At 46.6% G+C, this 11,521-nt stretch carries 9 protein-coding genes and 1 pseudogene; 1 reads left to right on the top strand and 9 read right to left on the bottom strand.

The window, feature by feature from the left end:
- Positions 1 to 7: 7 nt before the first annotated feature.
- From R7O03_RS03455 to R7O03_RS03440, 4 genes and pseudogenes are all read right to left on the bottom strand, one after another.
- Positions 8 to 1,291 (bottom strand): NAD(P)/FAD-dependent oxidoreductase, encoded by a 1,284-nt coding sequence (locus R7O03_RS03455; RefSeq protein ID WP_318131543.1) that lies wholly within the window; start codon positions 1,289 to 1,291, stop codon positions 8 to 10.
- Positions 1,280 to 1,441 (bottom strand): annotated as a pseudogene (locus R7O03_RS03450) (rubredoxin); the annotation flags it as partial. The gene R7O03_RS03455 and the pseudogene R7O03_RS03450, both read right to left, overlap by 12 nt.
- A 142-nt stretch (positions 1,442 to 1,583) precedes the next feature.
- Positions 1,584 to 3,020, bottom strand: a complete 1,437-nt coding sequence (locus R7O03_RS03445; RefSeq protein ID WP_318131491.1) for an aldehyde dehydrogenase family protein — start codon at positions 3,018 to 3,020, stop codon at positions 1,584 to 1,586.
- A gap of 1 nt (position 3,021) precedes the next feature.
- Positions 3,022 to 4,209, bottom strand: a complete 1,188-nt coding sequence (locus tag R7O03_RS03440; protein WP_017635305.1) for an aromatic ring-hydroxylating oxygenase subunit alpha — start codon at positions 4,207 to 4,209, stop codon at positions 3,022 to 3,024.
- 318 nt (positions 4,210 to 4,527) lie between these two features.
- Here R7O03_RS03440 and R7O03_RS03435 point away from each other — a divergent pair, with 318 nt between their 5' ends.
- Entirely contained in the window at positions 4,528 to 6,264 is a 1,737-nt protein-coding gene (locus tag R7O03_RS03435) for a BCCT family transporter (protein ID WP_308387845.1), read from the top strand.
- Between the two features lie 94 nt (positions 6,265 to 6,358).
- On the opposite strand, the gene R7O03_RS03430 is transcribed toward R7O03_RS03435, so the two are convergent.
- The 5 genes from R7O03_RS03430 to R7O03_RS03410 form a co-directional block, all read right to left on the bottom strand.
- Positions 6,359 to 7,285 carry a LysR substrate-binding domain-containing protein gene (locus R7O03_RS03430; RefSeq protein ID WP_054578636.1) on the bottom strand — a complete coding sequence of 309 codons (927 nt, stop codon included), beginning with the start codon at positions 7,283 to 7,285 and terminating at the stop codon, positions 6,359 to 6,361.
- Positions 7,286 to 7,532: 247 nt separating this feature from the next.
- Complete coding sequence (locus R7O03_RS03425; RefSeq protein WP_047123275.1) at positions 7,533 to 8,897, bottom strand: TrkH family potassium uptake protein; 1,365 nt, start codon at positions 8,895 to 8,897, stop codon at positions 7,533 to 7,535.
- Position 8,898: 1 nt separating this feature from the next.
- Complete coding sequence (locus tag R7O03_RS03420; RefSeq protein ID WP_005375180.1) at positions 8,899 to 9,552, bottom strand: potassium channel family protein; 654 nt, start codon at positions 9,550 to 9,552, stop codon at positions 8,899 to 8,901.
- A 151-nt stretch (positions 9,553 to 9,703) separates the two neighbouring features.
- Positions 9,704 to 10,402 (bottom strand): response regulator transcription factor, encoded by a 699-nt coding sequence (locus R7O03_RS03415; protein WP_213912065.1) that lies wholly within the window; start codon positions 10,400 to 10,402, stop codon positions 9,704 to 9,706.
- Positions 10,399 to 11,442: a DUF4118 domain-containing protein gene (locus tag R7O03_RS03410; protein ID WP_318131542.1), complete on the bottom strand. Its 1,044-nt coding sequence runs from the start codon at positions 11,440 to 11,442 to the stop codon at positions 10,399 to 10,401. The genes R7O03_RS03415 and R7O03_RS03410 overlap by 4 nt, the downstream gene beginning before the upstream one ends.
- Positions 11,443 to 11,521: the final 79 nt, after the last annotated feature.

Here is an 11,521-nt window from a genome sequence, read left to right as displayed (position 1 = left end):
TTCTCCGCTACGCTGCTGACAGTTTCAATGACAATTGATCTAGCCAAGGGCCGCGTAATGACTGTACTTTTCTTCCTAGCAACGCAAAACCGAGCATTGCTCCTTCTGGTGAATAAAACGCAGCGGTCAATTCATCTGCTTGGTTCTCGATGTACCATTGTCCCTGTTCTTCAGCGGCTACCGGGAAAATCGTGAGTGGAAGAATCGGCGTTTTTACAATCACTGGAGTTGGTGTTAACGAGATAGGGGCGACATCGCCTAGCAAGCTTTTCGCTACAGAAGGGATCATTTGATTAATCGGTGCAATATAGGGCTGCCAACCTTGCTCAGTTTCAACACAGTCACCTAGCGAGTAAATATTCTCATCACTCGTCTGGCCGAATTGATTCACTTTAATGCCACGGCCCACTTCGAGCCCTGCTTGCTCAGCCAGAGAAACATTTGGCTTGAGTCCAACCGCGCTCAGCACTAGATCTGCTTCAATCTGCTTGCCACTGTTTAGATGTAAAACCGCACTAGATTCCGACCTTGGTTCGATTCTGGTGATACTGTCTTGTAGAGCCCATTGCACGCCTCGATCGGCAAGTGCGCTTTGTAATGATTCACCCAACTGTTGCGGGATCAAACGCTCCATTGGCCATTGACCCAACCCGATAACTGTTACTTCATAACCGCTTTCGATCAGATCATTTGCGAACTCACAGCCAATTAAGCCATCACCTAGGATCGCGATGCGCTTTTTGTCTTGCAGCTCCGCTCTGAAACGGCGGTAATCAACTAAGTCGTTCACACTCATAACCCAAGAGCGATCGCCCTCAATTGGGATTTCAATCGGTGATGCACCTGTTGCCAGTACCAAGCGGCTGTAGGCGTATTTACCGATGGAGGTATGTAACGTTGAATTGGCACGATCGATCTGTTCAACACGGGTATGCGGGTAAACTCGGATATTGAGACGGCTTTCCCACTCCAACGCGCTCTCACTTTGTAGCGCGTCGCCGTCTTTATTCATGACCAGTGCATTAGACAATGCTGGTTTGCTGTACAAAGCGCCATCATCAGCGGTAAAGACAGTGATCGGAACCGTCTCAGATTGCGCTCTAAGTGCCGCCGCCAACTGGTAACCACTGTGGCCACTACCGATGATAACGATAGGGTCATTTGAGAATACAGGTTGAATAACTTCAGATGGAAGAGGCTGAGCCGTATTTGGCTGAACAGACGCTTCTACCGACACCGAAGACACAGCTGCAACCTCTTCTAGTGGCGCATCGTCGGTGATTTCGATCATTTCAAAATCGGCCTTACCCACTAAACAGTCAGGACATAACCAGTCATCCGGTACATCTTCCCATGCTGTTCCTGGTGCAATGCCATCGGATGGCCAACCTTGTGCTTCATCATAGATTAAGCCGCAAATAATACAGAGCCACTTTCTCATCACTTATACTCCAACTACCTTGTTCAGAATTTCCGTGTTTACAAACCGTTGTCAGATTTGTTGTGATTCCATCAACCTCGCCCTAGCTTGTGGTCTGAAATCCAAGCCGGTACGAGGTGATGAAAATACAGTTACACGGTACCTATACGTTGCTGTCTTGCTGCAAACGAATGGCAATATTGCGTGTCTGGACATAGCTATAAATCGCTTCTTGTCCTTTTTCTCGCCCAAAACCGGACAAGCCCACGCCACCAAATGGTGTTTCGATACCACCAGCAAACCATTCATTGATGAACACTTGCCCACCACGCAGTTGCTGCGCCACACGCAATGTTTGGTTTAGGCTTTCACCAAAGACACCAGCGACTAGGCCAAAATCGGTGCCATTCGCGATTTCAACAGCCTCTTGATCGGTTTCAAACGGCGTAATTACCAGTACAGGACCAAACACTTCTTCTTGAGCAATACGCATATCTGGTGAGGCTTCAATCACCGTCGGTGCCACAAAGTAACCCGACAAATCAGGGGCGTAGCCACCCGTTAGGATGTTCGCGCCGTCGGCTTTTGCTTGTTCTATCATTTCAAGCACGCGCGCTTGTTGATCAGCCGATACCAACGGTGTTATATCCGGCTGGCTTTCGCCTTGGCCAATGGTTAGGCTTTTTGCCATTTCCACAACCGCCGCTTTTACTTCTTCATAACGCTCTTTTTGAATTAGCAAACGAGACATTGCCGAACAAACTTGACCAGCGTTAAAGAAAATACCGACTTGAACGCTTTGTAAAAGCGTTTCGAGACTCACATCTTTCAGTGCGATAGCGGCCGATTTACCACCCAGCTCCATCACCGATGGAGTAGCGCGTTGCGCTGAATCTTTCAGTATGCGTTGGCCGGTCGGCACAGAACCTGTAAAGACAATTTGATCAACATCTTGATGCTGCACCAAGTGGCTGCCAACTACGGAGCCTTTGCCACATAGCAAGTTAATCGTGCCTTTTGGGAAGCCCGCTTTTTCAATCGCTTTAATCAACAACGTCATAGCGAGTGGGGAAATCTCTGGCGATTTGATCACCACTGCGTTACCAGCAGCTAATGCAGGTGCTAATGAGCGTGCACAAATAGAAACTGGGAAATTCCACGGCACAATCTGCACTGACACGCCAAACGGCACATATTGAGTGAAGTCGACATAGTCTTTACCCAACGGAATTGACGTGCCTTCCAGCTTGTCGGCCATGCCAGCGTAGTATTCGAAGTAACGTGCCGATTCTAAAAACTCATCTTTGGCATCTTGCAAAGATTTCCCATTTTCACGGCAGGCAACTAGCCCACCTTCATCAACCATTTCACGAATAGCCGCGGCGGCTTTTAACATCCACTCGGTTCTGACGGCTGGACGAACGTCCGAAAGAAGACCTTGCTTGACCACTCGACGTGCCGCTGCCATTGCGCGGTCGGCATCGGTGATAGTGGCTTCTGCAATCGTCGCATACGCTTCGGCTGTGCCAGGGTTCATGACGGTCAGCGCTTGCTCTGAATCGCACCACTCACCATCAATATAATTAAGGTAATGCATCATATTACTGCTCCAGTGCCGCTTTCACTTGCTTTGCCAACCAGGTTTGGAAGAAATGCGTCGGAACATCCATTTCTGGTGAGAACACACCACCACCAAAGCCAGGTGAGTAACGACCTTCCTGCATGCCCTCGACCGCTCCAATATCTTCGCCGAATACGACTCGCCATGACTCAACGGTAGCAGTACGGCACGCAGCGAACTCATCTTTCGTTGCTTCATCACCCACATAGAAAACACGTAGGTGCTCAACACTCTTATTCGCAGTGATTGGTTCAATCATCATCGCAAAGGCATGATCGGCTTGAATACCAAGCAACACGTTTGGAAAGAGTGCAACGTATTCTGCATGACGCAGTTTATCTTCTGGCCAGCTTGGAAATTTAGGTAAGTGTGTTCCTGCAGTATCAGAGAGGTTGTATGCGAGACTACCTTGGCCAGCAAAACGCTCTGCAAACATGATGTTGTAGTGATCCTCTAGGCGAGAATAACTATTCAAACTCGGATGCACCCAAGGTAAGTGGTAAGCTTCACAGTAGTTCTCTACGGCAAGCTTCCAGTTACTTTTCACTTCTATCTCTAAGTTGCCACCCATGTTCACGCGGCGAAGAAGCCCTAATCCTTCTTCACCTAAGAATTGCTGCCAACGTTGCTCTAGCGGCGCGATATGCTCTTCAAAGCTTTCTGCTTTGCCCGATAAGTTGACGAATACCATGTCCATCCAAACAGCTGAACGAAGTGGCTTAAGGCCATGCTTTTCACACTTAAATCGGTCATCTTTGTGTTTTGCGATACCACCGATGTGTGGTGTGCCTTTTAGATTGCCGTCAAGATCGTACGTCCATGAATGGTAAGGACAGCGAATCATGCCTTGAACTTCGCCTGCCTCATGAACCAGCTTCATACCTCGGTGGCTACACACGTTGTGGAAGACTTGGACTTCACCTTGACGATTTCTCATCATGAGTAGTGGAAGATTCATGAAATCAAGTGGCATTACATAACCATTTTTAAGCAGGTCTGATGCAAAACCAATGCATACCCAAGTGTTACCAAACACCTGATCACGCTCAAAAGTAAAATACTCTTCGCTGGTGTAGGCCTGATTCGGCATTCCTGTTGCTTCACTGATTGGGTTCAGTACATTATCAACAAGTTCAACAGGAATAATGGTTTGGTTGACATTGCTCATATTCTTATCTCCGAGAGTCGAGTTGCATCCAGTGCGTACAACATCGTGTTGTGTTAGTGGAGATGATTTTGATTAACAACCCGGCAACAAACAAACGACTTTTTCGCCGGGCTTGGATGAGTTTTTGTCATTCATGCATTGATCTTGAACAAAAAACAACCTTTTAATTAACAATGATCTTCTTGTCATGATTAATACTCATTAACCGATGAGTATTAATCAGTTGAAACACAAAAGCCCTCTCTCTACTCTCTTTCAAAAATTAACAATAACGCAACAAACAATAACGCTAAAACAAACGCACTGTGAGGGATGCCTATGAGAGCAACATCTGGGATATTGAAAGGACTCAATCCGACTGTGACAATCGCATCAAAGATCGTCGTTATCGGTTTTGTACTTTTCTGCGCCATTCTCGCCAACCAAGCGGGCCAATACTTCGAAACGATTTCCGGCATTTTGCTGCAGAATATGAAGTGGTTTTACATCGGACTTGTTTCACTCGTTGTCGGTTTTCTTCTTTACCTTATGGTTAGTCGATATGGACATATTCGTTTGAGTAAAGATGACGAAAAACCAGAGTTTAGTTATTTGTCTTGGGTATCCATGCTTTTTTCCGGAGGCATGGGGATAGGCTTAATTTTCTGGTCGGTCGCCGAACCGATGTGGCATTACGCTGACAACCCATTTACTCAAGGCCTGACCAATGAAGCCGCAACAACATCAATGAAACTGACATTCTTTCACTGGGGTCTACATCCTTGGTCTGTCTTTATTATTGTTGCACTCGCATTAGCCTACTTTTCCTACCGTAAAGATCTGCCTTTTACCCTACGCTCTATCTTGTACCCTTTGATTGGCGATCGTATTTATGGGCCTATCGGGCACACGGTTGATATCCTAACAGTCGCGGTGACTGCTTTCGGTATCTCTCAAACCTTGGGGATGGGAGTTATCCAAATAAACTCTGGTTTGAATCAAGCCTTTGGTCTAGACATTAGTTTGGGGATTCAACTCTTTATTATCGTTTCCCTTTGTACTTGTGCGGTTGCATCGGTGCTATCTGGTGTAGGGAAAGGTATTCGCCGTTTATCAGAATGGAACATGCTGCTTTCACTCGCACTCGTGCTGGTCGTACTTTATATTGGCCCAACTCGCTATATCTTAAATACGCTACTTGAAAGCACGGGGCTTTATGCACAAAACATTGTCGGTATGAGCTTATGGAGCGATGCACAGAATGACTCTGGCTGGCAAAACTGGTGGACGGCTTATTACTGGCCTTGGTGGATGACTTGGGCGCCTTTCGTTGGCATGTTTGTAGCTCGTATCTCTAAAGGACGCACAATACGTGAGCTTATCGGCGGTGCTCTCATCGTACCCACGCTGATCACATTCTTATGGATTTCAGTATTTGGTGGTGCAGCGTTGAAGGTAGAGCAAGACGCTCGTGTTGCTCATCAAGAGCAAGTCACTGCGGCACAAGAAGCCAAACAAACACCACCTGCGGATTTTTCTGGCGGCCCGATTCTTGAAGCGACTAAAGCCGATACGACACGCGCTTTGTTTACGCTATTCGACAATCTAGATACAGGTATGTTTGGTAAACTACTTAGCGTGCTTGCGTGTCTATTGCTCGGTACTTATTTCATTACCTCCGCAGACTCGGGTACCTTGGTTCTATGTACCCTCGATGCCGCTGGGCACAGTGAGCCTCCTACCTCTATACGCGTATTGTGGGGGATCATGATCGCAGCCATTGCGGGAGTACTTCTATACGCAGGAGGGTTAAAAGCAATGCAAACGGCCTCCATTATTGCCGGTTTCCCTATCGCCATTTTTATCGCGGTGATGAGCTTAACGCTGTTCCATAGTATTCGACGCGAACCTAAGCCATGGGCAATGCTTCCAGACCACGTTCACCCAGAGCAAGAGAAACTTGATGGTCCTGTTGAACCGCTTGTTGAAAGCAAAACTGTGGCTTCCGAGCCTATCGCTTCAACATCCTCGCTGAAAGATGATTCCACACTTAATCAGGGACCAGTACTAAGTTAGTGCGTCGTTTCATCAATCAATTAAAACAAAGCGGGAACTGGTACTCCCGCTTTTTTAACATTACCAAACTCTGTTATTTTCTCTGCTTATTGATTTAAGCTAAGCCTCGATCACCTACCTCATCTGGCAACTGATGCAAAAGCCATTCTCTAAAACGTTTGACGCTGGCTGGGATTAAACCTCTATTTTTAGGTTCAAGCATAGAGAAATTGGAAGGTGTTGAAAGCACGTGTTCGACTGGCCTAACCAAAGCGCCGCTTTGTAAATAGTCGTCCACTAATGACCCCCAGGCTAACGCGATTCCCTGACCATTAATTGCCGCTTGTAACAGCATTGGATAGTTATTGATGTTCATGCGATTACGAGGCGAAATATTTGGCAACCCCACACTTGCAAACCACTGCTCCCAATTCACCCAATCTCTTTGAGACTCTTCCAGATAGAGTAACGTTTTATTGAAGATTTCTTCTGGCTCACTAGGCTGGCCGATTTTCTCTAAATAAAGCGGGCTACACACAGGGAATACTTCTTCTGAAAATAGCGTTGTCACATCCATTTCCGCAGGTGGAGTGCGACAATAAAACAAGGCGAGATCGCAATCTAATCGGCGTAAGTCCAACACATTATCTGAGGCCAATATTCTTATATCGATGTCATCATGTTCATTTTGAAATTGAGCAACCTTAGGCAACAACCACAAGGCTGCCATTGCATTTGTCGTCGCAACCGTGATCTTTTGTTCGCCCTGCCATTTCTTCACTTCACCCGTGATTTGAGCAATATCGAGCAAAGATTGGCTGACAGCTTGATAATATTGAAGACCTGTAGGCGTTAAATTAATGCTTCGATTGGCTCGCGTGAACATAGCCTTGCCTAAGTATTCTTCTAATTGTCTAATTTGGCGACTGATAGCACCTTGGGTCACGTTTAGCTCGTCAGCGGCTAACGTAAAACTCAAGTGCCGCGCCGACGCTTCAAACGCAACGAGGCTATTTAAAGGTGGGAGGGGTTTGATTTTCATGTATCTTCCAGTAAGGCAGTATTGTAATTATTTTTATTCCCGGCAATCTTATGTTGCACGTGGATAATGCCATTCTGGACAACACCCCAAAAACGACAATTTATAAATGATAAAAAATAGAGATGAATCATAAATTGTTGTGAGAGAGACTGCCGTATACAGTTTCGTGGCTACAACGCGCACAAAAAGAGGAGCAGTTACTCCTCTTTTGCCTAGCCTTTTGCTCACTTTCTTCGAGTTAGCCCATTTACCCTATTGCCAATTTAGTGCTCGCGTAACGCGCTTTTTTCTTTCTTGGACTGGCTAAGAAGTACGCTAATGTAAGAGGCCCTAATCGTCCCATAAACATCATGAAGATGATCACTAACTCACCTGGTTCGGACAAACTGCCCGTTAAGCCTCGCGATAACCCAACCGTACCCAGTGCCGAGACCGCTTCGAACATAATGTCTAACATAGACGCTTTCTCTGTCAGTAACAGCGTGAATATGGCAAACCAAGTCACCCCCACCGAGATCAGAGTCAGCGCCAATGCCTTGCTGATGGTCTCTTTGGGAATCTCGCGTTGAAAGGCATAGGTTGCTTCATCGCGACGCAAATAGCTGTAAGTTGCCAAGACCAATACCATAAATGTCACAACTTTAATGCCACTTGCCGTACTCAATGATCCACCGCCGATAAACATCAACACCAGAATGATCGCCGTTGTGGCATCTTCCAACTGATCGATAGCTAAAGTGTTGAACCCTGCCGTTCTTGGCGTCACCGCTTGAAACCACGATGCCCACCATTTCCCTGCTTCGCTCAACGGGGCAAGCGTGTTGGGGTTGTCATATTCAATCAGATAAATCGCGATAAGTGCCACCACGTTAATGATCATCGTGCCTAAGATCATCATTCGACTGTAAACGGTGAGTCGATGCCAACGGCGATTGCGTTTTAAGTCAATCCAAACCGAGAAGCCTAAACCACCAATAATGAACAAACTGGTAATGGTGAAGTTAACGACCGGGTCGTCCACGTAAGGCATTAAGCTATCGGCACTCAACGCAAAACCTGCATTGTTAAACGCACTGATGGTGTAGAAGAAACCATGGAACAAACTGGTTTCCCAGCCCAGCTCTTCACTCCAATAAACGCTCAAAATAGTGAAACCAATAAGTTCAACGAGCAGAGCGAACATCAATACAGATTTAGCAGTGGCAATGAGTGTCGATGAATCAGTCTGGTTGAACGCCTCTCTCGCGACTGCTCGCTCCAAAAAGCCAATTTTTCCGCCCAGAGCCAGCAAGGTCACGATAGCAAACGTCATCAAACCTAGGCCACCACATTGAATCAGGAAAGCAATAACCACTTGCCCAAAAGGCGTAAACGCCGTGCCCGTGTCCACCACAACTAATCCCGTCACCGTAATGGCCGATGTTGCTGTAAACAGGCTTTGAATCCAAGTGATGGGCTCTGTGGTGGCAATCGGCAGTTTGAGTAAAACCGTGCCGAGCATGATCAAGCACGCAAAGCTGAGGCTAAGTATTAATGGCGGTGCGCCCAACAATTTTTTGCCCGCTTTGGGTTTTCGCTCGATGGGGATAATAGAGGGATGCCACAAAACCATGTTACACCAACCTTGGAGCGACGTATTTCAGCTCAGCGCGACTACCACAAAGCAACAGCGTGTCGAACTCATTAAGCACAAACTCATCATTGATATTGGTGTAGACGGCTTCTTCGCGCTTCACCAAGATAGGCTGAATGTTGTAACTGCCTCGGCTGATCAACTTAGAAAGCGGCGTATCGTGCAGATTGGATTTAACGTGGATTTCCACCACATACAAACCATGACCCATTTCCAAATAGTTGTTCACCATCGGATAGTTGAGTGCCTGCGCGACTCTTACGCCCATCTCCTCTTCCGGATGAATAATGCGTTGTACACCAAGCTTAGACACTATGGTGTGGTGTGCTTTGGTGCTCGCTTTGACCCAAATAGATTTCACACCCAGATTTTTCAGCGCCAGCGTACACAACAAACTGGCTTGCATGTCTTCGCCAATCGCCACCAACACCACATCACTGTTCGCTAGCGCTAACTCTCTGAGTGCACCTTCGTCTGTTGCGTCACATATGACCGCTTGCGTTAACTCTTCGACGTATTTTTCGACGATTTTCGGGTCGCTATCCACCCCCGTTACGGTGTGTCCAAGATGAATAAGTTCTAAGCTGGCGGCAACGCCAAATCGCCCTAAACCAATTACTGTAAAGTGAGCCATATCAATCCCTAACTGTGTTTTATGTATAGAAAATGCTAATGCGTTAAGGGCTAGGCTGATTTTCCGTCACGAAAAATAGGCAACACGAATCCTGTTCGAGTGCCGATAACCAGCACTAAACCTTGGCATTAACGTTGATTAAATTTGGAATTTAGTGGTGCTTGGACGTCTCAAGCACTAAACGATAACCCAGCCCCGGCTCGGTTTTTAAAAGTCGCTGTTCGTCAGCACTATCGTTCAGTTTTTTGCGTAGTTGACTCACTAACACGCGTAAGTAGTGAGTGTCTTCGACATGACTTTTTCCCCAAATCACCGCTAGCAAATGAGTTTGCTCAATGAGTTTTCCCGGCTTGAGAATCAACTGTTCAATGAAAGAAAATTCTTTCTTGGTGAGTGGAATTTCCCTCTGATCCAACCAAAATTGGTGGGTGCTTTTGATGATTTTGACTCGGCCAGCCACCAGCTCATCAGCGACGGTTTGCTCATCCACCAAATCTCGAACCAGCACTTTGATGCGCGCGATGAGCTCTTTTACGCCAAAAGGCTTGCTCAAGTAATCATTCGCGCCCGCTTCTAAAAGGCGGATTTTTTCCTCTTCTTGATCGCGAGCTGTCAGCACTAGCACTGGCGTTTTATAGGTCTGACGAAGCGTAGTGAGAAACTCCGTCCCATCGCCGTCGGGCAAGCCTAAATCTAGCAAAATGACGTGCGGCGAATGCGCTTCGAAACACGCTTTGGCTTCTGAAATGGTACTCGCGCCAATGTAATCAAACCCTTCAGCAGACAGCGAAATTCGAATAAAGGTATGAATGCGAGGCTCATCGTCCACGACTAAAACTTTGTAACTCACGCCTGCTCTGCTCCTGGATTGAGTGGAAGTCGAATGCGGATCAGCGTCCCTTCTGATACTGGCATAGATTGAATCTCTCCTTGGTGTGCGATGATGATGCCTTTGGCAACCGCGAGTCCCATTCCGGTGCCTGAATCGGCCGATTTGTTGTTCGCGTCGGAATAGAAAAGGCTGAATATTTTTTCCGCATCTTCAGCTTTGATGCCAATCCCCATGTCCCGAACATCAATCACGCACGACGAACCCTGTTTAGAAAGTGAAACCTCAACAGATTCATTCTCTGGTGAAAATCGCATGGCATTATCCAACACATTAAAAATAGCTTGTTCGATGAGCGAACGACTTACTGATAAATAACCAACGGAATCATCCATATTCATGGACACTTTCTCGGTGTAATTCGGCAAACGAGAAACCGCATCCCGCACAATATCTGCAATCAGCTCATCTTTTTTGGTAATTTTTAATGTGCCGTGCTGGAGCTTAGTCGCCTGTAAGAGGTTCTCGATATATTGATGCAAGCGATGGCTTTCTGAAGTCGCACTGTCGAGCAATTCTTTACGCTCTAAGTCATCGAGCTTGGGCATGTACTCGTTGAGTGTGGTCAGTGTTCCAATAATGGTTGCTAGCGGCGTGCGTAGGTCATGGGACACCGATAGCAGGATGCTGTTTTGCAGCTTGGTTTGTTTTAACTCTCCCTGCTGGCGACGATAAAGATCCGCAAAGGTGCTGGTGATAAAAGCCACCACCATAAACACGACTAAATTAAAAATGTCTTCCGGACGAAACATCTGCAAAGAGTAACGAGGCGTCGTGAAAAAGAAGTTGAAGCTCAACGCTTCGATCACCGCCGCCGCATAAGCGAATCGCGAGTTGCATTGAAACGCCACTACCACGACCGCTAACTGTAAAATCAGCAGGACTGCGGCTGTAGAGCCAAACAGTTGGTCTAACAGCCATGAGACGACAACCGCACCAACAATCACGGTAGTAGAAAAGAGAAAGGTGTTATCTCGCCATTGAACAAACATAAAATACATCAACCAAAATTCGATGTAGAAAACTTTAGCAAAAGCCCATTCGGAGTTCGCGTAAAAAAAGCGTAAAAAATTCAATAAC

Source organism: Vibrio sp. Vb2960, from assembly GCF_033337665.1.
Classification (GTDB): Bacteria; Pseudomonadota; Gammaproteobacteria; order Enterobacterales; family Vibrionaceae; genus Vibrio; species Vibrio alginolyticus.
This window is presented reverse-complemented; position numbering and strand designations above follow the sequence as displayed.